Origin of the sequence: Streptomyces sp. NPDC046915, assembly GCF_040644935.1 — a bacterium.
Lineage (GTDB): Bacteria > Actinomycetota > Actinomycetes > Streptomycetales > Streptomycetaceae > Streptomyces.
Window position 1 is genome coordinate 704171 of record NZ_JBEYXB010000001.1, and the last position, 21256, is coordinate 725426.

21 protein-coding genes are annotated in these 21256 nt (G+C 74.3%); 9 read left to right on the plus strand and 12 right to left on the minus strand.

The features are described from left to right. Positions 1-90: 90 nt before the first annotated feature. From ABZ915_RS03080 to ABZ915_RS03090, 3 genes are all read left to right on the plus strand, one after another. Positions 91-2028, plus strand: a complete 1938-nt coding sequence (locus tag ABZ915_RS03080; protein ID WP_361794805.1) for an AfsR/SARP family transcriptional regulator — start codon at positions 91-93, stop codon at positions 2026-2028. A 220-nt stretch (positions 2029-2248) separates the two neighbouring features. Continuing rightward, on the plus strand, positions 2249-2395 hold the full coding sequence (locus tag ABZ915_RS03085) for a hypothetical protein (RefSeq protein ID WP_361794808.1): 147 nt from the start codon (positions 2249-2251) through the stop codon (positions 2393-2395). Between the two features lies 1 nt (position 2396). Further along, on the plus strand, positions 2397-3398 hold the full coding sequence (locus ABZ915_RS03090; protein WP_361794811.1) for a peptidoglycan-binding protein: 1002 nt from the start codon (positions 2397-2399) through the stop codon (positions 3396-3398). A gap of 46 nt (positions 3399-3444) precedes the next feature. Here ABZ915_RS03090 and ABZ915_RS03095 read toward each other — a convergent pair whose 3' ends face one another. Continuing rightward, entirely contained in the window at positions 3445-4326 is an 882-nt protein-coding gene (locus tag ABZ915_RS03095; RefSeq protein WP_361794814.1) for a YegS/Rv2252/BmrU family lipid kinase, read from the minus strand. Positions 4327-4383: 57 nt separating this feature from the next. Next, positions 4384-5979 carry an FAD-binding oxidoreductase gene (locus ABZ915_RS03100; protein WP_361794817.1) on the minus strand — a complete coding sequence of 532 codons (1596 nt, stop codon included), beginning with the start codon at positions 5977-5979 and terminating at the stop codon, positions 4384-4386. Positions 5980-6027: 48 nt separating this feature from the next. On the opposite strand from ABZ915_RS03100, the gene ABZ915_RS03105 reads away from it, so the two are divergent. From ABZ915_RS03105 to ABZ915_RS03115, 3 genes are all read left to right on the plus strand, one after another. Continuing rightward, entirely contained in the window at positions 6028-6627 is a 600-nt protein-coding gene (locus ABZ915_RS03105; RefSeq protein ID WP_361794820.1) for a TetR/AcrR family transcriptional regulator, read from the plus strand. Further along, positions 6624-8210 carry a glycerol-3-phosphate dehydrogenase/oxidase gene (locus tag ABZ915_RS03110; RefSeq protein WP_361794823.1) on the plus strand — a complete coding sequence of 529 codons (1587 nt, stop codon included), beginning with the start codon at positions 6624-6626 and terminating at the stop codon, positions 8208-8210. Before ABZ915_RS03105 ends, ABZ915_RS03110 begins: the two co-directional genes overlap by 4 nt. 116 nt (positions 8211-8326) lie before the next feature. Next, complete coding sequence (locus ABZ915_RS03115) at positions 8327-8818, plus strand: MarR family transcriptional regulator (RefSeq protein ID WP_361794826.1); 492 nt, start codon at positions 8327-8329, stop codon at positions 8816-8818. Between the two features lie 171 nt (positions 8819-8989). Here ABZ915_RS03115 and ABZ915_RS03120 read toward each other — a convergent pair whose 3' ends face one another. From ABZ915_RS03120 to ABZ915_RS03145, 6 genes are all read right to left on the minus strand, one after another. Beyond that, on the minus strand, positions 8990-10717 hold the full coding sequence (locus ABZ915_RS03120; RefSeq protein WP_361794829.1) for a GAF domain-containing SpoIIE family protein phosphatase: 1728 nt from the start codon (positions 10715-10717) through the stop codon (positions 8990-8992). Further along, on the minus strand, positions 10714-11775 hold the full coding sequence (locus tag ABZ915_RS03125; RefSeq protein WP_361794832.1) for a SpoIIE family protein phosphatase: 1062 nt from the start codon (positions 11773-11775) through the stop codon (positions 10714-10716). Before ABZ915_RS03125 ends, ABZ915_RS03120 begins: the two co-directional genes overlap by 4 nt. Then, positions 11772-12221, minus strand: coding sequence for an ATP-binding protein (locus ABZ915_RS03130; RefSeq protein ID WP_361794835.1), 450 nt, complete (start codon positions 12219-12221; stop codon positions 11772-11774). Before ABZ915_RS03130 ends, ABZ915_RS03125 begins: the two co-directional genes overlap by 4 nt. Further along, a complete protein-coding gene (locus ABZ915_RS03135; protein ID WP_361794838.1) occupies positions 12218-12631 on the minus strand; it encodes an STAS domain-containing protein in 414 nt (137 codons plus the stop codon). Before ABZ915_RS03135 ends, ABZ915_RS03130 begins: the two co-directional genes overlap by 4 nt. Continuing rightward, positions 12628-13527 (minus strand): STAS domain-containing protein, encoded by a 900-nt coding sequence (locus tag ABZ915_RS03140; protein WP_361794841.1) that lies wholly within the window; start codon positions 13525-13527, stop codon positions 12628-12630. The genes ABZ915_RS03135 and ABZ915_RS03140 overlap by 4 nt, the downstream gene beginning before the upstream one ends. A gap of 148 nt (positions 13528-13675) precedes the next feature. After that, positions 13676-14836, minus strand: a complete 1161-nt coding sequence (locus ABZ915_RS03145; RefSeq protein ID WP_361794844.1) for a PP2C family protein-serine/threonine phosphatase — start codon at positions 14834-14836, stop codon at positions 13676-13678. Between the two features lie 145 nt (positions 14837-14981). Here ABZ915_RS03145 and ABZ915_RS03150 point away from each other — a divergent pair, with 145 nt between their 5' ends. Next, on the plus strand, positions 14982-15467 hold the full coding sequence (locus ABZ915_RS03150; protein ID WP_361794846.1) for a MarR family transcriptional regulator: 486 nt from the start codon (positions 14982-14984) through the stop codon (positions 15465-15467). 148 nt (positions 15468-15615) lie between these two features. Here ABZ915_RS03150 and ABZ915_RS03155 read toward each other — a convergent pair whose 3' ends face one another. The 4 genes from ABZ915_RS03155 to ABZ915_RS03170 all read right to left on the minus strand — a co-directional run bounded on the left by ABZ915_RS03155 (position 15616) and on the right by ABZ915_RS03170 (position 18699). Then, a complete protein-coding gene (locus tag ABZ915_RS03155; protein WP_361794849.1) occupies positions 15616-16794 on the minus strand; it encodes an SGNH/GDSL hydrolase family protein in 1179 nt (392 codons plus the stop codon). 17 nt (positions 16795-16811) lie between these two features. Beyond that, complete coding sequence (locus ABZ915_RS03160) at positions 16812-17405, minus strand: WHG domain-containing protein (protein WP_361794852.1); 594 nt, start codon at positions 17403-17405, stop codon at positions 16812-16814. Between the two features lie 70 nt (positions 17406-17475). Further along, positions 17476-18063: a class I SAM-dependent methyltransferase gene (locus ABZ915_RS03165; protein WP_361794855.1), complete on the minus strand. Its 588-nt coding sequence runs from the start codon at positions 18061-18063 to the stop codon at positions 17476-17478. A gap of 48 nt (positions 18064-18111) precedes the next feature. Next, positions 18112-18699: a 3'-5' exonuclease gene (locus ABZ915_RS03170; protein WP_361794858.1), complete on the minus strand. Its 588-nt coding sequence runs from the start codon at positions 18697-18699 to the stop codon at positions 18112-18114. 108 nt (positions 18700-18807) lie between these two features. Between ABZ915_RS03170 and ABZ915_RS03175 the strand changes: the two genes are divergently transcribed. Next, positions 18808-19539 (plus strand): response regulator transcription factor, encoded by a 732-nt coding sequence (locus ABZ915_RS03175; protein ID WP_361794861.1) that lies wholly within the window; start codon positions 18808-18810, stop codon positions 19537-19539. Between the two features lie 104 nt (positions 19540-19643). Continuing rightward, the gene (locus ABZ915_RS03180; protein ID WP_361795783.1) at positions 19644-21083 is read left to right on the plus strand and encodes an ATP-binding protein; all 1440 of its coding nucleotides are present in this window, start codon (positions 19644-19646) and stop codon (positions 21081-21083) included. Positions 21084-21256 lie beyond the last annotated feature (173 nt).

Genomic DNA, 21256 nt, shown 5'->3' on the forward strand with positions numbered 1-21256 from the left:
GGGGACTGACGGGATCAGCCTGGACGAAGGCGATCAGCAGCCGATCAGTACGGTTGGGCGCGGCCGTCCCCCGGCACGGAGGATGAGGGCATGCGAATCGACGTGCTCGGCGCCGTGCGGGCCCTTGGCGACGACGGCAGCCCGGTCGACCTGGGCGGGCCCCGCCATCGTGAGGTACTCGCCCGGCTCGTCGCCGCCGAGGGACGGATGGTCACCACCGACACCCTCGTCGACGACCTGTGGACCGATCCGCCGGCCCGCGCCGTGGGCGCTCTGCGTACGTTCGTCGCCGCGCTGCGCCGCGCCCTCGAACCCGACCGGCCGCCCCGCGGTGCGCCGCGCGTACTGGTCACCGAAGGTCCCGGCTACGCGCTGCGCCTGCCGCGCGAGGAGGTGGACGTCCATCGGTTCCTGGACGTTCTGGCCCGCGCCCGGCGCGACCCCGACGCGGTGACCGGCCTCGGCGCTGCACTCGCGGCCTGGCGCGGACCCGCCTACGCCGATGTGCCCGGTTCCGCTTGGGCGCAGCGCGAGCGGATCCGGCTTCAGGAGCTGAGGCTGGAGGGGGTGGAACTGCGCGCCCGCATCCTCCTCGACTCCGGGGAAGGTGCCGGTCTCGTCCCCGAACTGGGTGCGCACGTCGCCGAACATCCGTGGCGCGAGCCGGCCTGGGGGCTGCTTGCCCGCGCGCTCCACCGCGCCGGACGCCGGGCGGACGCGCTGGCCACCCTCCGCCGCGCCCGCGCGATGCTCGTCGATCAACTCGGGCTGGACCCCGGTGCCGGCCTCCAGCGCCTGGAGACGGACATCCTCAACGGGTCCCTGCCCCTCGAAGACGCACCCACCGCGTGGACCGGCCCCGGTGTCCGGCTCGGCCCGCGCACCACCGTGGATCTGGCCCGCACCCTCGCACTGGCGGGTGGCGACGCCCTCGTCCGCTCGCGGCGCGACCGCCTCGCCGCCGTCCGGGCCGCGGAACGCACGGGAGACGTCTCCCTGACCGCCCGGATCATCGGCGCCTACGACGTGCCCGCCGTCTGGAGCCGGGCCGACGACCCCGAGCAGGCCCGAGCCGTCGTCGCGGCCGCCGAGCGCACGCTCACCGCGCTCGGCCCCGGCGGCCCCGCCGACCTGGCCGCCCGCCTCCTGGCCACGGTCGCCGTCGAGAGCCGCAGCGCCGATCTGTCCGGGACCGGGCTGGAGCGCGCGCGGCAGGCGGCACGGCAGGCCGAGGCGCTGGCACGGGACCTGGCCGATCCCGCCCTGCTGGCGTTCGCGCTCAACGGGGTGTTCCTGCAGTCCTTCACCCGCCCCGGGCTCGCGGCGGTGCGGGACGGGATCGGCGCCGAGATCCTCGACCTGGCCACCCGGCACGCGTTGCCGAACTTCGCCGTACTCGGCCGACTCGTCCGCCTGCAATCCGCCTCGTCCCTCGGCGACCTCGACGCCGCCGACTCGCACGCCCGGGCCGCCGAACAGCTCGCCGCCACCACCGAGGCGTCCCTCGTGCCCGTCCTCACCGGGTGGTTCCGGGCCCGGGTCACGGCCGCCCGCAGCACCGAACCCGGCGGACCGGCCGCCGCCACGGCCGCGGAGCACTACCGCGCCGCCGAGGACGCCCTCCGGACGGCCGGGATGCCGGGGCTGCACCGTGGCCTGTTCCCGCTCGCCCTGCTGGGGCTGCGCCTGCTGCACGACCGGCCCGCGCCCACCGACCCGCGCCTCGACTGGGGCCCGTACCGGCCCTGGGCGCGGCCCCTCGTGCTGCTCGCCCAGGACCGGTGCGAGGAGGCCCGTGCCGCCCTCGCCGCGGTGCCCGAACCACCGCGTGACCACATGCAGGAAGCCATGTGGTGCCTGACCGCCCGCGCCGCCGTACGCCTCGGCGAGCCCGCAATCGCCGCACGCTCCGCGGCCGCCCTGCGCGGCGCCCGTGCGGAACACGCCGGCGCCGCGAGCGGAATGCTGACCCTGGGTCCGGTGGCGCGCTACCTGGCGGAAGCGGAGGAGTGCGCCGGAAAGGGGTGAGCGGCCCGCGGCGTACGCACGCCCATGACCTGCGGGACCGCCATTGATCAGGGTGGCGAAGACGGCTGCCCATTCAATTCCCGGGCCGCTGAACTCGGTGGTGCAAGGCGGTCGCACAGCCTCTGGCGCCGCCCTCCCGGACGTCCGGCGTCCGGGAGGGCACACCTGGGCGGCGCGGTCGCCGGCCATCCGCAATCAACCGATTTCAGGAGACGCGCTCATGAGTGAGAGCGAGCAGACCCCGCCGTACCCGGCCGCGGGTGCCGGGGTGTTCGACGTCGACCCGGACCAGTCCGGCGTCAGCCAGGACCCGAACCACGAAGTGACCTCCGACCTCGACGCCCTCGACGAAGACTGGGAGCTGTGACATGGGAACCGCCAACGGCATGATCGCCGCCGCCCGCAAGCTGCTGGGCACCACCGAGCACCCGCCCGGCTCGAACCACAACATCGTCACCACCTGGTACGGCTTCTCCGGCGCGTGGTGCGACATGTCCGTCAGCTACGAGGCCGCCCACTCCGACAACCTCAAGGCCGTGATGGGCAAGTTCGCCCTCACCACCGCCCACGCCCGCGCCTTCCAGAGCCACGGCCGCTGGCACTACGGGATCGGCGGCATCCGGGCCGGCGACGTCGTCTTCTTCGACTGGTCCGGCGGCCGGTCCATCGGCGGCATCGACCACGTCGGCCTGGTGGAGGCGGTGCACTCGGGCGGCACCATCACCACCCTGGAGGGCAACACCTCCGACGCGTTCCGCCGCCGCCTGCGCAACTCCGCCTGCGTGGTGGGTTACGGCCGGCCGGCCTACGACGGCGCCGCCCCGATGCCCTCCCACGACGGAATCCTGCGCAAGGGCTCCACCGGCAAGGCGGTCAAGGCCCTCCAGAAGAACCTCAACACCGTGCAGAAGGCCGGCCTGACCGTAGACGGTCAGTTCGGCGCCGCCACCGACAAGGCGGTGCGGGTCTTCCAGACGCAGCACAAGCTGACCGTCGACGGCGAGTACGGGCCGCACACCGCCGCGGTGATGAAGGCAGCCCTCGCCGGGAAGCCGGGCGTCATCAAGCCCAGGGCGCTCGTCGCGGCGGCCGCGCCGCTCGACGTGGACGGCCAGTTCGGGCCGGCCACCTGCGCGGCCCTCCAGCGTGTCCTGAACGGCAAGGCCGGTGCCGGGCTCGACGTCGACGGCGCTTTCGGCCCGCTGACGGTCAAGGCCCTCCAGGCCTACGTCGGGGTCACGGCCGACGGGGTCACCGGGCCCGACACGGCGACCGCCCTCAACAAGCACCTCGGGCTCCCGCCGCACGACAGCTGGGACGACGCCACCACGGCCCAGCTCCAGAAGGCCCTCAACGCCGGCGCCTTCTGACCGCGGGCGGGCCGGCCGCCCCCGTACCCACGGGGGCGGCCGGCCGTCAGTACAGCATCCTCAGCGCGCCGGGCAGCACCTTCGCCGTGACGGGCAGGACCGCCTCGACCTCTCCGTCGGCGCCGTAGGGCACCTCGCGGTCGGCTTCGATACGGATCTCCCGGCCGCGCAGGATGTGCACCTCGGGCCGTTCGACGTGGGCGCCGGAGGCCAGTTCGTTCATCAGGGTGAAGAACAGCCGGCGTGGCGCCGCACGGATCATCACGACCTCCAGCAGGCCGTCGTCCACACGGGCGGCGGGGGCGATCATGCGTCCGGAGCCGTAGTAGGGGGAGTTGGCGGCGACGACGGTGTAGCCGCGGTGTGCGTGGGGCCGGCCGTCGACGGTGACCAGGTAGTTCACCGGGCGCCAGGTGGTCACGGCCCGCAGGCCGCCCGCGTAGTAGGAGGCGGCGCCGCGCAGCAGGCGGGCGTGGTTGGCGTGGCGGTTGGCCAGGGCGTCGACCCCCGCGTACACGCTGCCCAGCACGGCGGTCCCGGCGTGGACGGCCGAGCGCAGTTCGATGGTGTCCACCGCGCGCGGCTCCCTCTCCAGCAGGAGCCGGGCGAGGGCGTCGGGGTCGGCGGGCAGGTCCAGGGCCCTGGCGAAGTCGTTGCCCCGCCCGGCCGGGACCAGGCCGAGCACGGAGTCGGTGCCGCTCAGCGCGCCGCCGATGCCGCCGGCGATGCCGTCGCCGCCGACCGCCAGCACCACCCGCCCCCGCTCCCCCGCGCGGCGGGCGATGTCCTGGGCGTGCGCCAGGCTGCGGCTGTACTCCGTCTCCAGTTCCGCCCCGGCCTCCCGGAGCACGCGGGCCACCCGGAGCAGGGCGGCCGCCGCGCCGGCTGAGCCCGCGGTGGGGTTGACGACGGCGGTGAACTGTCGCATCGGGTGCGCCTCCGGGGCGGTGTGTGCGGGCGGGGTCGAGGGGTGCGGCCGGGCGGGTCAGTCCGTGGGCAGCAGGACGCCGGGGTTGAGGATGTTCCCGGGGTCCAGGCGCTGTTTGACGGCCCGGAGGGCGTCGATGCCCAGCGGGCCGGCCTCGCGGACGTACCAGTCCCGGTGGTCGGTGCCCACGCCGTGGTGGTGGCTGATCGTGCCGCCCGCGGCGAGGATCGCCTCGCCCGCCGCCCGCTTGGCCGGGGCCCAGTGGGCGACCGGGTCGTCGCCCTGGGCGGAGACGACGGTGAAGTACAGCGAGGCGCCGTTCTCGTAGACGTGCGAGATGTGGCACATGACCAGGGGCGGGGTGCCCGCGTCGGTGAGCGCGGTGGTCAGTGCGGTGCGGACGGCGGCGTACAGCTCGGGGACGCGCGACCAGAAGACGGCGGTCTCCAGCGTTTCCGCGAAGGCCCCCGCGTCGAGCAGGGAGTCCCGCAGGTACGGCGCCGAGTAGCGGCCGTGCGCCCAGCGTACGCCCGGCTCCTCACCGGCGTACGTGCCACCGCACTCGCGCAGGACGGCGGCGGCCCGCTCCCGGCGGCGGGCGGTGTCCTCCTCGGTGCCCTCGTGGCCGACGATCGCCATGCAGCCGGCGGCGGGCGGTGTCCCCTCCGCGCCGATCGCGTCGGGCTGGGCGAGGCCGATCAGTGTCTCGGTCTCGTCGGACAGGCGCAGCACCGTGGGGCGCGGGCCGTCCTGGGCGAGCCGTCGCAGCGCCGTGGCGCCCTCCTCGAAGGAGGCGAAGCGCCAGCCCTCGTACCGGCGGACGGCGGGCAGGGGGCGTACGCGGACGGTGACGGAGGTGATGACGCCGAACGCGCCCTCGGAGCCGAGGATCAGCTGGCGCAGGTCGGGTCCGGCGGCGGAACGGGGAGCGCGGCCGGCCTCAAGGGTGCCTTCGGGGGTGGCGAGGGTGAGGCCGAGCACCATCTCGTCGAAGCGTCCGTATCCGGCGGAGGCCTGTCCGCTGGAGCGGGCCGCGGCGAACCCGCCGATGGTGGCCCACTCGTAGGACTGCGGGAAGTGCCCCAGCGTGAAGCCGTGTTCGGCCAGGAGCGCCTCGGCCTGTGGTGCGCGCAGGCCGGGTTGCAGGCGCGCGGTGCGGGAGACGGGGTCGACGGCTAGCAGCCGGTTCATGCGGCGCAGGTCCAGGGCGACGAACGGCTCCCGCCGTGCGGGGGCGAGGCCGCCGACGACGGAGGTGCCGCCACCGAACGGGACGGCGGCGAGGCCGTGTTCGGCGCAGGCGCGCAGCACGGCGAGTACGTCGTCGTGCCCGGCGGGGAGGACGACGGCCGCGGGCGCGTCCTGGACGTCCCCGGCCCGGATCCGGAGCAGGTCGGGCGTGGACTTGCCCCGGGTGTGCCGGATCCGGGTCTCCGGGTCCGTGCGGACGTGTTCGGCGCCGCCCACGGCCGTGGCCAGCGCCTGGCGGGCGGCGGGGTCGAGCGGGGCGTCGGGGACGGGGAGGTCCGCCGGCCGAAGCGGTTCGGCCGGGCGCGGCTCGACGCCCAGCAGATCGCGCAGCAGGCCGGTCACCGTCTCGGGCAGCGGTGCCGCCTTGGCCGGGTCGCCCCAGCCATTCCACAGCATGTCCATGACGGTTCGTCCTCATCGCTCGTTTCTGGGGGCGTTACACTGTGACACATGACGCCTATTCGTCACAACAACCAGGACAGCGATCAGGTGCTCGACGCGGTGCGCGACTGCGTACTGGCCGTCGGTGTCCGTCGCACGACCCTGACCGACGTGGCACGCCGGGCAGGGGTCTCGCGCATGACGCTGTACCGGCGCTGGCCCGACGTCCGCTCCCTCGTCGGGGACCTGATGACGCGTGAGTGGGTCGACGTGGCCACGCGGGCCATGCCGGAGCCCGGGCCGGACCGGTCCGCGCGCGACCTGGTCGTCGACGGGCTGGTGGACGGGGTGGAGGCCTTCCGGGCCCACCCGCTCTTCCGCAAGATCGTCGACGTCGATCCGGAACTTCTCCTGCCGTACGTGCTGGACCGCCGCGGCGCCAGCCAGGACGCCCTGCTGGAACTGCTGACCGGCGGCCTGCGCGACGGGCACGCCGACGGTTCGGTGCGGGCCTGCCACCCCCAACGGCAGGCCCGCTCCCTGCTGTTGATCGTCCAGTCCTTCACCCTGTCGCTGCGGACCATGACCGACGAGGACGACCCGGACCTGACCACCGCCGCCTTCCTCGCGGAGCTGCGGACCATCCTGGAGAGGACCCTCACGCCATGAGCCCCAGCAGCAGCTCGTCCCTGTCCGCCGGGCGCCGGCGACGTGAGCTCGCCGAGACCGTCGGCGGCCCGGTGGTGGACGTTCTGGTGGTCGGCCTCGGTGCCACCGGCGCCGGAGCCGCCCTGGACGCCGCGGCCCGAGGGCTCTCGGTCGTCGCCGTCGACGCCCACGACCTCGCCTTCGGCACCTCGCGCTGGAGCTCGAAGCTCATCCACGGGGGCCTGCGCTATCTGGCGTCCGCACAGCTCGACGTGGCCCACGAGAGCGCGGTGGAACGGGGTGTGCTGATGCAGCGCACCGCGCCGCACCTGGTCCGGGCCCAGCCGTTCGTGCTGCCGCTCACTCCCCTGGTCTCGCGCGGCCAGGCCGCCCTCGCGCAGGCCGGATTCCGGGCCGGCGACGCCCTGCGCCTGGCGGCCCGCACGGCCCGTGCCACCCTGCCCGCGCCCCGCCGGCTGTCCGCCGTGGAGACCCGTCACCTGGCCCCGGCGCTGCGCACCGACGGCCTGCGCGGCGGCCTGCTGTCCTGGGACGGCCGGCTCACCGACGACGCCCGCCTGGTGACCGCGCTCGCCCGCACCGCGGCCGCCCACGGCGCACGCGTCCTGACCCGGGTACGGGCGCTTCGGCTCTCCGCCGGCGGCGCCCGCGTCCGTGACGAACTCACCGGCGAGGAGGGCGAGATCAGGGCCCGCACGGTGATCAACGCCTCCGGCGTATGGGCGGGCGGCCTGGTCGACGGCATCCGGATCCGGCCCTCCCGGGGCACCCACCTGGTGCTGCGCGCCGAGCGGCTCGGCCCGTTGCCGGCGGGACTGCACATCCCGGTCCCCGGCGAGACCAACCGCTTCGTGCTCGTCCTGCCGCAGGGCGACGGCCGGGTGTACGTCGGTCTCACCGACGAACCCGTCGAGGGTCCCGTCCCCGACGTCCCCCAGGTGCCGGAGACGGACATCGGCTTCCTGCTCGACGTGCTCGGCTCCGTCCTGGACGCCCCGGTCCACCGCGACGACGTCGTGGGCGCCTTCGCCGGGCTGCGCCCCCTGCTGGACACCGCGCCGGAGCGGTCGGGCGAGGCGGCCAGGACCGCCGACATCTCCCGGCGGCACGCGGTACTGACCTCCCCGGAGGGCGTCGTCACGGTGGTCGGGGGCAAGCTCACCACGTACCGGCGCATGGCCGAGGACGCCGTCGACGCCGCCGTCTCGGCCGGCCGGCTGCCGGCCGGCCCCTCCCCCACCGCCGCCCTCCCCCTCGTCGGTGCCGCGGCGCCGACGCGGCTGGGCACGCTGCCCGCGCCCCGGCGCCTGGTCCGGCGCTACGGCACCGAGGCCGTGGCGGTGCACGCCCTGGCCGCGGAGGACCGCCGGCTGGGCGAACCCGTCGTGCCCGGTCATCCCGTCACCGGCGCCGAACTACTGTGGGCCGTACGCCACGAGGGCGCGCTCGACACGGCGGACCTGCTCGACCGCCGTACCCGCATCGGCCTCGTCCCCGAGGACCGCGCGGCGGCGCTGGCCACCGCCCGCCGGATTCTGGACGACACCCGGGCACACCTGACTGACGCGGCGGATCGGGGGTAACCCGCGATGTCATGAACGCGTTGAGGGAACGGTCGAGGAACCGTCAGCCCCATGTCGCCGGCCCGGCCGAAGGGACCTGATCGCCGTACGGCGCGGAGCTGAGGGAAAGTGATGTCGTGACCCGCGGGCCCGGCGAGGAGCGCGCGGCGGGACCGGGTGACGGCCCGGAGGCCATCGCCGCGGAGATCTCCGACGCCGTGGAGAACCTGACGACCCTGTGGTCACTGGCCGCTCAGGGGGCGGCCCTGCGCCTGTCCCCGCACCAGTTGCGCGCACTGCGGGCCCTCGAGGCGGCGCCGGGTGTGAACCTGACCGCTCTGGCGCAACGGCTGGACATAGGAATGCCGACCGCCAGCCGGCTGTGCGACCGGCTGGAGGCGGCCGGACTGCTCGAACGCGCCCTGCATCCGCGCAGACGACGCGAGGTCCGGCTGAGCCTCACCACCCACGGGCGGCGTGTGCTGCGCGATGTCGCGGCCCGCCGCGAACAGGCCCTGGCGACGGCCCTGGCGGCCATGCGACCCGCCGAACGCACCGCGCTGAGGCGCGGCTTGAGAGCCTTCCTCGCGAGCCGGGACACCGGGCGTCCCGGGGGCGGCGGACGCTAGGGCCGGTCGTCACATTCCCGTCGTCGCCCGAAGGGCGGCTCCGCGACGTCTGGGGCGTGCTCTCGCCGTGCCGGGCGGAAGTCCTCGTACTGGACGTACTTGGGCTTTCGCCCGGTGCGGCGAGAGTGCGTGCCAGGCGTCGCGGGGCAGACGGGAATGTGACGACAGGCCCTAGGCCCCTTCGGGTGCGGTGCGGCACAGCAGGAGGCAGATGTCGTCGTCGCGTTCGGAGTCGTGCAGCATCGGCTTGAGCAGGGAGTCGGCGGAGGTGTCGAGGTTCTCCAGTTCCGCCGGGCTCAGCGCGGCCAGGGCGTGGGCGAGGCGGTCGATGCCCGGATCGATGCCCTGCGCCCGGCGCTCGACCAGTCCGTCGGTGTAGAGGGCGACGGTGGAGCCGGGCCCGACATGGACGACGTGGTCCTCGTACTCGTAGGCGAGCGGCACCCCGAGCATGATGCCGGGCTTGGTGTCCAGCACCCGTACCTCGCCGTCGGGCGAGCGCACCACGGCCGGCGGGTGCCCGGCGGCCGCCCAGACGACGTCGGGGTCGCCGGGCCGGAACCGGGCGATGACGGCGGTGGCGTACAGCTCGGGCTGCTGGTGGCGGAGCATGTGGTGCAGCCGGGTCAGGATCCGGGCGGGGCTGTCGCCCTCGACGGCGTAGGCGCGCAGCGCGGTGCGCAGTTGCCCCATGATCACTGCCGCGCGCAGCCCGTGCCCGGTGACGTCCCCTATGACGGCGAGCACGCTGCCGTCGGGCTGGGCGAAGGCGTCGTACCAGTCGCCGCCGATGTTGAGGCCGTGGGTGGCGGGCAGATAGCGCGCGGCCAGGAACAGCCCTTCGGAGGCGGGGAGTTCGGTGAGCTGCGCGCGCTGGAGGGCCTCGGCGGTGTCCCGGTGCTGTTCGTAGCGGCGGGCGTTGTCCAGGGCGGTGGCCAGGCGCCGGGCCAGTTCCAGGAGCATGACGCAGGTGTCCGGGTCGAAACGGGGACCGGGCGCGGTCAGCGTCAGTACGCCCAGGACGCCGCGCGCGGTGAGCGGAACGCACAGCAGCGGCCGGTCCGGGGAGAGCACGGAGGGCGGGTGGTCCTCGACGCCGGGGAGGCCGCCGGGATGGTCGGCGGCGTGCTGGGGGCGACCGGTGCGGGCGGCGGTGACGGCGGCGGCCGGCCGCCCGCCGTGGCGGGGTACCTGGTCGTCGTCGAAGATCCAGATGTCGGCCCGGTCGGCGTACTCGGGGACGAGGAGCCGGGGCAGCCGGCGCACGATGTCCTCGTGGTCGAGCGAGGTGGTCACGACGGCGCTGGCGGTGGTCAGGAAGGTCAGCAGGCGCCGCGCGTTCTCGGCCGCGGCCCGCGCGGTCCGTTCGGCGTCGAGGAGTTCCCGCTGGGCGCGGGAGGCGGCGTCGAGCTCGGCGTGGAGGGCCAGGACGCCCTGGTTCGTCTGGTGGAGTTCCTCGCGGTGGAAGCGGACCAGTTCCTCCAGCTCGTCGAGTCTGTCGAGGGCGGCCGCGGTGTCCTCGTCGGCGGCCAGGAGGGCTTCGGCGAGCTCCGTGCCGTCCGGGACGGCCGGGTGGCCGGCCGGGCCGGACGGTCGTACGGGACGGGGGCAGGTCAGTGTGAACTGCCAGGCCGGGGTCCCCTCCGCGGGCAGGCGGGCCGTGCGTACGTCCACCCGTAGCCACCGGTCCGGGTCCCCGGTGGCCTGCTCGGTGGTGACGACGAGTTCCGCGCCGCCCTGGGCGAGGCACTGCCGCAGCCGGTCGGTGAGGGCCGTCAGGAAGCGGGCGCGTTCGAGGGCGGGCGCGCCGGCGGCCACCGCGAGACGTGCGGCGGCGGCCCGCGCACGGGCCGCGTCGGATACGGATGCGATGTGCCAGACATCAGAAGCTGTGGTCATGGATGCGGGTCCGGCGGTCGGGGGGCGAGTACGGCCACACTGGTGTCGTCGCGGACGGGTCGGGCGGGGCTGCTGGCGTCCCGCAGGATGACCGCGGCGACCACCGCCGGGTCGTGGGTGAGGAGTCGGGCGTCGTCGGGTGGTGTCCAGCGGCTGGGCAGCCCGTCGCTGTGCAGGACGAGCAGACTGTCCGGATGCCACGGCACCCGCCGCAGGGGCACGCCGGCCGGGAAGTGGGCACCGACGATGCCGGGATGGGAGACGAGCGGCTGCCAGCTGCCGCCGTCGTGCAGCCGGGCGCCGATGTTCCCGACGCCGGCGAAGCGGAGTTCCCCGGCGTCCTCGTCCAGCTGGGCCACCGCGACGGCCGCGCCCCGGGTGCGCCGCAGGGCCGTGTGCAGGTGCCGCAGGAGTTCGGCGGGCGGCAGGTGTGCCGTGCGGCGCAGCTCGTCGACCGCGGTGGCCGATGCCTCGGCGGCCTTGACGCCGTGGCCGAGCCCGTCGGCGAGCATCAGGGTCGTACGAGGTCCGGAGCGCGCCCAGCTCCAGGCGTCCCCGGAGTGCTCGGCCCGGCCGAGGGGCACGTTGATGCCCCCGGCCCGGGTACGGGACGCGCCGCCCGCCCGCGAGTCGGTGGACCGCCCGTCGATGCGGGCCGTCACCACGGTTCCCCGGCCGTGTGCGCTGTGCAGGTCGAAGGCGCTGGACATGCGCAGGCAGGTGCCCAGGCCCGCGCCGAGCGAGGTGTCGACGGTGGTGTAGCCGTCGCGCATGGCGGCCCCGATGTCGGGGATGCCCGGGCCGTGGTCGAGGGCGAACAGCTGCACCGACGGTCCGCGGGCGCCGTCGTCGGCCGGTGGCAGCTCGACGAGGTTGATCAGCACCCGGCCGCCGCCCGCGTGTTTGAGCAGGTTGGTCGCCAGCTCCGTGGCGGCCAGCGCCGCGACCGCCGTGCGGTGCGCGTCGAGGCGGGCGTGTGCGCCGGCCTCCTCGGCCGCGACCCGGACGTCCCGTACCCGGGTCGAGTCGTGCACCGGGATGTCCCAGACCCGGCTCATCCCGGCTCCGGGCGGGAGGCGGGCACGCCGGTGACCCAGGCGACGACGGTGACGGTGGTGCCCCGGCCGGGCTCGGTGTCGACGGCGAACTCGTGCACCAGCCGCTTCGCTCCGCTCAGGCCGAGACCCAGGCCGCCGCCGCTGGTGTAGCCGTCGGTCATCGCCAGTTCCAGGTCCCGGATGCCGGGGCCGTCGTCGGTGAAGGACAGCCTGAGGCCGCGCGCGCGTCCGCTCTCCAGGGGCGTGATCTCCGCCTGTCCCCCGCCGCCGTGGACGAGGGTGTTGCGGGCCAGTTCGCTGGCGGCGGTGACCAGTTTCGTCTGCTGCACCAGGCCGAAGCCGAGGTCGGCCGCCGTCTGGCGCACCTGCTGCCGTACCCAGGCCAGGTCCGCGTCCGAGCCGATGGGCAGCGTCATGGCCGCGGCGCGGCGGGAGGTCGGCGTCATGTGCCTCCCTTCCTTCCGTCGGCGAAGGCCGTCGGTACGGGGACGGGCTGCCCGAGCAGCTCCATCGCGCGTTCGACGTCGAGGGCGGTGGTCAGTCCGGGCAGGGTGAGCCCCAGTTCGACCAGCGTTATCGCCACGGCGGGCCGCATCCCGGCCAGCACCGTGCGGGCCGCCAGCAGCCGGGTGCTGGAGGCGATCTCGGCGAAGATCCGGCCGAGGAAGGAGTCGACGATGTCCACGCCGGAGACGTCGATCACCACGCCGGTCGCGCTGCTGCGGGCGATGCGTTCCGTGATGTCCTGCTGGAGCTGCTCGGCCATCCCGTCGTGCAACTCTCCCTGGACGCTGACCAGCAGAACGTCGCCCAGTGCCAGCACCGGGACCGTGGGACCGGGGTGACCGGCGCTCACCGCGCGCTCACCGCGGCGTCCGCGGCCGGGGAGATCTGGATGCCCTGCCGGCCGAGCGCGTAGGCCAGGGCGTCGGCCAGGGAGGCGCGGGTGAGCACCGAACCCAGGTCGATGCCGAGGTGCACGATGGTCTGTGCGATCGCGGGGCGGATGCCGGAGACGATGCACTCGGCGCCCATCAGCCGGGCCGCGGCCACCGTCTTCATCAGGTGCTGGGCGACGAGCGAGTCGACCGTGGCGACGCCGGTGATGTCGAGGATGGCGTACCGGGCGCGCTGGTCGACGATCGCCTCCAGCAGGCTCTCCATGACCACCTGGCTGCGGGCGCTGTCCAGCATGCCTATGAGGGGCACGGCGACGATGCCCTCCCACAGTTTGATCACCGGGGTGGCCACTTCGAGCAGTTGCTCCCGCTGACGTGAGATCAGTTCCTCGCCCGCGCTGAGGGCGGTCTCCATCACCACCAGGCGCAGGGTGTCCAGCAGCACGGTCAGGGTCAGCAGGCTCTCGGTGGCCTCCGGGCCGGACGGGTCGGCGAACTCGGCGCGCAGCAGCTCCAGGGACGGGCGGCGCAGGCCGGCGACCTCGTTGGCGATGTGCGCCGGGCTGAATCCCGCACGGGTCAAGGACGCTGACATCCGGCCGAGTTGGTCGCGCACCTGGTCGAAGCCGGTCGCGGTGACGTCCTCCGGCCTTCCGGCGCGGCCCACTTCGGACAGCGCGTCCACCACGGCCCCGCACGCCTCCACCGCCTCGTCGCGGGACACGGTGAAGACCGTACGGAACAGGGGGGCGTCCGCCCAGCGCTGGGCGATCTGCTCACGGCGCCGCTCCAGGAACTCGCCCACCTGGCGTGCCGTCGGCTCGTCCGCCGCGTGCTGGTCCGACACTTGCATCGTCTCCCTACTGCACCGGCGGGTGCCTGCCGGTCGTCGTCGGCCGCCCGGCCGATCATTGCCGTATGACAAACATTAGCGCCGCGCGTACGACGCCAACAACACGTGATCGTCGCGGCCACGCGGCCCTCTCTTCTTGCTCTGCCCGTCAACGCCCGTGCCAGTCCAGACAGACCACCAGAGCGTCGTCCAGCGCCTCGCTCCCGCCGCGGTGGCCCGACAGTTCGCGCAGGACGGCGCGCGGGACCTCGGCCGCGGGCAGCAGCCGCGTGGCGGTGATGGCCCGCGTCAGGGCGCTGTCCCCGTAGGTCTCTCCGCCGGGGGAGGCGACCGTGTGGACGCCGTCGCTGACGAAGACGAGGCGGTCGCCGGGCTCGACCTGGAACTCCTGTGCCACGTAGTCGGTCTCCTCGAACATGCCCAGCGGCAACTGGGCGTCGAGAGTGACGCGTTCCACGGTGCCGCCGCGCAGCCGCAGCATCTGCGGGCTGCCCGCGTCGACCACCCGGGCGTGTCCCGTGGCGAGGTCGAAGTCGAGCAGGAGCACGGAGAGGTAGCAGCGGCCCCGGTAGTGGGCGTAGACGGCCTGGTCGGCCAGGGCCGCCTGGTCGGCGATCGGGATGCCGGCCCGCCGCGCGTTGCGCAGGGCGTTGATGGCCAGGTTCGTCAGCAGGGAGGCCTCTATGCCCTCCCCCATGCCGTTGGTGACGTACAGCATGAGGTGGTCCGCCGTCGCCGACCAGTCGAAGTTGTCACCGAAGACGGCGTACGCCGGTTCCAGTTGCGCGCCGAGTTCGTACTCGGGGCGCGCGCAGGCGCGACCCGGGAGCAACTGCCACTGCATCTCGGCGGCGAGGGTGAGCCGGTCCTTGCGCATCGCCCGCAGGTACACGTCGGTGTCCCGGGTGGCGACGATCAGCTCGTGGCCGAGCACCTCCGCGACGTCCGCCAGCTCGTCCAGGCAGTCGCGCACGTGTTCCCCGTCCGGCAGGGTCACCGACAGCACACCCAGCCGGTCGCCCCGTACGGTGACCGGGAGGTGCGCGCGTGCCCGGCCGCCGTGGACGGTTTCCACGTACGGCTCCTGGGCGCCGAAGGCGCGGCCGGCCGGACTGTTGTGCACCGGGACCGGCTCGGGCCGGTCCGGCGGCGCGGACACCGGTTGCAGTATGGTCCGGCCGTAGTCGGCCATGAGCAGCTCGACGGACGCCGCCGCGTACTGATCCGTCAGTACGCGGCGGGCGGCGTCGAGCAGGGCGTGGGGTGCCGCTCCGCGCAGAGCGCGCTCGGCGGCCACAAATCTGTTCACGATGGTAAACGCACCAATCCTTCACCGAACACTTACAGGTCTCGTTCCCCGTGGAGGGCCGTTCAGTTCCACCGGGCGACGACTCGGGCCTCTCCGGCCGGACGGGTCCTAGTAGGCTGACGACCGTCCCAGCGCCTGCGAGAGTGTGACCGTGACTGCCTTCCGCCCCCGCCCGGAGCCCGCCGAGGTCGCGCGGGTGACCGCGACGGCCGCGGAGCTGCTGGAGGTCCTGTGGGGCCGGGCGTCGACCGCGCCCGCGTCGGCCTCGCAATTGCGTGTGCTGCTCATCCTGGAACACCACGAGGGCATCAATCTGCGCACGCTCGCGGATTCCCTCGCCTCCACGCCGCCCTCGACCAGCCGCCTGTGCGACCGGCTGGAGGCCGCCGGCTTCGTCCGGCGCGTGATGAGCCCGGCCGACCGGCGCGAGGTGCGCCTGCACCTCAGCGGCCGGGGCCGTGCCTTCCTCGCCGATCTGCGGACGCGCCGGGAGAGCACCCTGGAGACGGTGCTGGAACTCATGCCCGCCGCCCAGCGGACCGCGTTGCTGGAGGGGCTGGAGGCGTTCTGCGACGCGGCCGCCGCGCAGATACACGACGAAGCCGAGGGCCCCGGCAGCCGGACCGCCTGAACATCCCAGATCCTTCCCCTCCGCGGTATGCCTGTCCGCACTCCGTGTACCCCGGCTCCGGGCTCCTCGGCTCCGGTGTGGTCAAGATCTCGGACACCGGAGAGGGGTCAGAAGGATCAGGGGAGGCGTCTGAGGGATCAGGGAGGCATCAGGCAGTGCCGAAGACGCCGCCAGGGGCGAAGGCCAGCTCGGCGAAGCGCTCGCCGATGCGGCGGTGGGTGGCCGCGTCCGGATGGAGCTCGTCGGGCAGCGGCAGCTCGGCGGAGTCGGCCTCTCCGTAGAGCTCGCGGCCGTCGAGGTGGTGCAGGTGCGGGTCGTCGGCCGCCCGCTGCGCCACGATCCGGGCCAGCTCGTCCCGGATGACGCCCAAGGTCAGTTTCCCGGCGGCGACTTCCGCCGGGTCGCCCGCGGCCCGGAACCGCAGCTGTCCGGTACTGAGCGAGCCGAGGTCCGGGAGGCTGGGGCCGGGCGTGTCCTCGTGGATGGGGCACAGCAGGGGTGAGACGACCAGCAGGGGTGTGGTGGGGTGCCCCTCGCGGATGGTGTCGAGGAAGCCGTGGACGGCTGAGGTGAAGGCGCGCAGCCGCATCAGGTCGGTGTTGACCAGGTTGATGCCGATCTTGACGCTGATCAGGTCGGCGGGGGTGTCGCGCAGGGTGCGGGCGGTGAACGGGTCGAGCAGGGCGCCGCCGCCGAGGCCCAGGTTGATCAGCTCGACGCCGCCGAGGGAGGCGGCGAGCGCGGGCCAGGTGGTGGTGGGACTCGCGGCGTCGGAGCCGTGGCTGATCGAGCTGCCGTGATGCAGCCACACCCTGCGGTCCGGGTCGGGTGCGGGTTCGACGGGGGCGTCGGTGCGCAGGGCGACGAGTTCCGTGGTCTCGTTGTGCGGGAGCCAGATCTCGATGTCCTTGACGCCGTCGGGCAGGCCGGTGAAGCGGAGGGTGCCGACGGGGCCGGGCTGCCGCTCGGCGGTCCAGGTGGTCATGTCGACGGTCACGGTGTCGCCGCCCGCCACGCTGCCCCGGCCGGCCGGGCGGCCGTTCACGAGGAGGTCGTACACGCCGTCGGGGCGGGGCGGGGCTCCCGGGTACACGCGCTTGGTCGGCAGCGTGTCCAGTTCGACGGCGGTGGCCCGGGTGCGGAAGACCAGGCGTACGCCGGAGGGCTGGGCCTCGGCCATGGCCAGTTGGGGGTCGGCGCACTGGGCGCGGGCCCGGGCGGGGAGCCGGTGCGGCAGCAGGCCGCGCTCGGTGCGCTCCGCTTCGAGGGCACCGCGCAGGAGGTTCCCGGTGACGGGGGTGGTGATCCAGTGGTCCTGGGTGGGCATGGCGAAAACCTGTTCGTTCAGGGGGTCTGGTTCCAGGAGGTCTGGTTCGCGGGCCAGTTCCGCAGCAGGGCGTCGAGGGCGTCGAGGATGCGGGACCAGGTCTCCTGCGAGTCGGGGGCGCTGTGGCTGAACCCGCCGGCCTGCTCGAGACTGACGTAGCCGTGGAAGACGCTGCCCAGCAGCCGGACCGCGTGTGTCTGGTCGGGCTCCGTCAGGTCGTAGCCGCGCAGGATCGCCCGCGTCATCGCGGCGTGCCGGCCGCCCGCACTGGCGGCGGCCGTCGCCGGGTCGAGTCTGAACTGGGCGGAGCTGTACCGGCCGGGGTGCTCGCGGGCGTAGTCGCGGTAGACGTTCGCCAGGGCGGCCAGGGCGTCCTTGCCGGCCCGTCCGGCCAGCGCGGCGGCGCCCCGGTCGGCGAGTTCCTCGAGGGCGAGCAGGGCGATCCTGGCCTTGAGGTCCTGGGAGTTCTTCACGTGCGAGTACAGGCTCGCGACCTTGACGTCGAACCGCCGGGCCAGCGCGGAGACGGTCACCTGGTCGAAGCCGACCTCGTCGGCCAGTTCCGCGCCCGCCAGGGCGAGGCGTTCGGGGGTCAGTCCTACGCGCGCCACGGCTCTTCCTCTCGTTCGACAGAGCCGATTATGCGATTGCCTAAAACCTTTAGGCAAATCCCATACCCTCTTAGGCGCGCCTGACCGCCGTGAGCAGCCCGTCCCCCACCTCGTGCAACTCGACGGCGAAGGCCCCGTCCCGCCGCACCAGCTCGTCGAACGCGGTGAGCTGCTCGCGGTGGCTCGTCGCGTTGTCGACCGCCACCAGCCCGTGGGGGGTCAGTACCCGGCGCAGGTGAGGCCAGTACTCCACGTAGGCGGGCCGTTCGGCGTCGAGCACGACGGCGTCGAAGGCGGCGTCCGGGGCCTTCGCCAGTACCTCCGCGCCGTCGCCGTGCACCACGTCCACGTGGTCCGCGAGTCCGGCGCGCGCGAGATTGCGCCGCGCCACGGCCACCCGCTCCGCGTCGATCTCGACGGTGGTCAGCCGCCCTCCGGTGTCCCGCAGCGCGTCGGCGAACCAGAGCGCCGAGTAGCCGTTGGACGTGCCGATCTCCAGCACGCGCCCGCTGCGCTGGACGCGGATCAGCAGGGCGACCAGTCGTGCCGCCGCGGGCGTCATGTTGCGCAGCCGCAGCAGCCGGTCGGCCAGCGGCTCGTCGTGCGCACGGCCCTCCGCGTACAGATCGTCCAGCAGTTCGGCCAAGTGGTGGTCCACGGCGGCTCCCCGAATACCTTCGACGCGTTCTCCAGCTGTTGATCACATTCAACAGGCAGTCACCGGCGCGGTCCCCGGATCCGGCCAGGCGTCCTGCCGGGCGAGGCCGAGGACCAGGGCGGCGATGTTCCAGGCGTCGTCCTCGCCCCGGTGGTGACGGCCCTCCAGCGGCAGACCCGCGACCCGCAGGGCCTCGGCCATGCCGGGACGCCCGCGCAGTCCGTGCGCCGCGGCGAAGACCTCCTTGGCGTTGACGTGCCGCCGTCCGAAGGGGTACGTCACGCTCGTCGCCCGGCACTGCCGCTGGAACTGGCGGCGGTCGTACTCCCCCCAGCTCGTCCAGGGCCGGATCCCGGACCGGTGCTCGGTGGCGAGCAGCCGGCACGCCTCGCCGAAGGACAGTCCCTGGTCCACCTCGGCCTGTGTCAGCCCGGTCAGCTCCGTGCAGAAGCCGCTGACCGTGGACCGTACGGGCCGCACCAGGACACCGTGCCGCCCGGTCCGCTCACCGGTCGCCAGATCGACGACGGTCAGTCCGATCTCGATGATCTCGCTGACCGCCCCGGCCGGCGGGCGGCCCTCCCAGCAGGTCGCCTCCACGTCGACGACGTTCCACACTGTCTCCCCCTCTTCCATGCCGCCGAGCGTAGGCGGCCGGCGCCACACCCATCACCTGCATTTCCCCACGGCTCGCGCTCGGGCGGCGCACAGCGCCCGCACAGCTCACCGTGGCAGGGTCACGGCATGTCTCGCACCCCCGTGGCCCGCGAGGACGCGGTCCGTGTACTGATCGTCGACGACGAGCCCGAGCTCACCGAGTTGCTGTCCGCGGCGGTCGCCGAGGCCGGATGGCGGCCCCTCACGGCTCAGGACGGGCGCGGCGCGCTGCGGATCGCGCGCGGCTGCGCGCCGCACGCCGTCGTCCTCGACGGGATGCTGCCGGACGTGGACGGGGTGCAGGTGCTGCGCAGTCTGCGGGACGAGAACGCGGGCCTGCCCGTGCTCATGCTCACCGCCCGCGACGCGCTGGAGCACCGGATCGACGGGCTGTCGGCGGGCGCCGACGACTACGTGACCAAGCCCTTCTCGCTGGAGGAGGTCATGCTGCGGCTGCGGGGGCTGCTGCGGCGCGCCGGCGCCCGGGGCGCGGCCGAGGGCGAACCCGTGCGGATGCTGGGCGACCTCGTGCTCGCCGGGAAGACCCGCGAAGTGCGGCGGGGCGGCGCCCTCCTCCCGCTCACCGCCAAGGAGTTCGACCTGCTGTGGTTCCTCGTGGGCCACCCGCACCAGGTGCTCAGCAAGGCGCAGATCCTCGACCACGTCTGGAACGCCTCGTTCGACGGCGAGGGAAACCTGGTGGAGGTGTACATCTACAGTCTGCGCGCGAAGCTCGACAAGGGCCGGGCTCCGATGATCCACACCGTGCGCGGAGTCGGGTACGCGATCAGGGCCGTGGACGACGGAACCATACGGTGACGGAGGGGCCGGAGGCGACAGAGGCGACAGAGGCGACGAAGGCGGCGGCTCGGCCGCGCGGGCGGTCGTTGCGGGCCCGCCTGGTGCTGTTCCTCTCCGTGACCATGGTCGTCGTCTGCGCCGCCATGGCGCTGACCACGGTCCTCGTGCAGCGCGTCTATCTCCTCGGGGACCTGGACCAGCGTGTCACCGACGCCGCCGAACGCAGCCAGGGCGGACTGCAACACCGTGCGGGCGGCGCGCGGGACCTGGGCTTCCTCAACGAACGCGGGCAGCCCGTCGGCACACTCGCGGCCCGCTTCGCCTCCGACGGGCGGATCCTGGCCGCCGAGGTGGTCACCCAGGACGGCCTGCAGCGGGTGCTGACGGCCCGTCAGCGCGCCGCCCTCGACGGCGTCACCCCGGACGGCTCGCTGCACACCCGGACCGTCCCCGGCCTCGGCACGTACCGGGTGACCGCGCTGGGCGGCGACGGGGTGCCCGTGCTGGCGGGGCTTCCCGTGGACCGGGTGCAGCGCATGATGAACGCGCTGGTCACGGCCGAGTCCGTGATCGCCGCCGTGGGGCTGGTTGCCGCGGCGTGCGTCTCGGCGGTCGTCGTACGGCGGCAACTGCGCCCCCTCGGCCGGGTCGCCGCCACCGCGGCCGAGGTGGCCCGCGCGCCGCTGGAGCGCGGCGAGGTCACCGGGCTCACCCGGGTCCCCGCCCGGGACACCGACGCCGGCACCGAGGTCGGCCAGGTCGGCGTCGCCCTCAACCACCTCATCGACCATGTCGAGCACTCGCTCGCCGGACGCCAGCGCACCGAGCAGCGCATGCGCCGCTTCCTCGCCGACGCCAGCCACGAACTGCGCACGCCGCTGGCGTCGATCGCCGGATACGCCGAGCTCATGGACCGCGGCTCGCGGAAGATCGAACCGGGGCTGGCCTGGCGCCGGGTGCTCGCCCAGTCGGCCCGGATGACCGGGCTGGTGGAGGATCTGCTGCTGCTCGCCCGCCTCGACGAGGGACGGCCGCTGCGGTCGGACCAGGTGAGTCTGGCGACCCTCGTCGCCGAAGCGGTGTGGGACGCGCGGGCGGCGGGCGGCGGCCACGAATGGCGGCTCGCGCTGCGCGTCGAGGGGTCCGCGACGGTGCTCGGGGACCAGGCCCGGCTCCAGCAGGTGCTGGCCAACCTGCTGGCCAACGCCCGGGTGCACACCCCCGCGGGCACCAAGGTGACGGTCGTCGTAGAGGCCACGGACACACAGGCCGTGATCCGGGTCCGCGACGACGGCCCCGGCATCCCGCCCGATGTCCTGCCCACGGTGTTCGAGCGTTTCACCCGGGCCGGCACCTCCCGCTCCCGCGCCCCCGGCCGGGAGGGCGGCGCGGGGCTGGGCCTGGCCATCGCCGCGGCCATCGCTCAGGCGCACGGCGGTCGCATCGACGTGGACAGCGGGCCCGGCGGCACGGAGTTCACGGTCACGCTCCCCGCCGCGGGCGCGCCCGGCCGCCCGGCCGACGCGGGCCCGGCCCTCGCGTCGGCCCCCGTCCCCGACTGACGCGTCCCGGCCTCCGCGAACTCCCGGCACGCGCACACAAGCGCAGGCCGGGCACGCTCCGCGCGGGCGCGAGGCACCTGTTCCGGCCGGCGGGCCGGGCGCGGTTCAGGTGAGCCTCAGTTCGCTGATCCACAGTGGTCGCCCGTGCGGCCGTCCACCGGGGACGCGCCCCC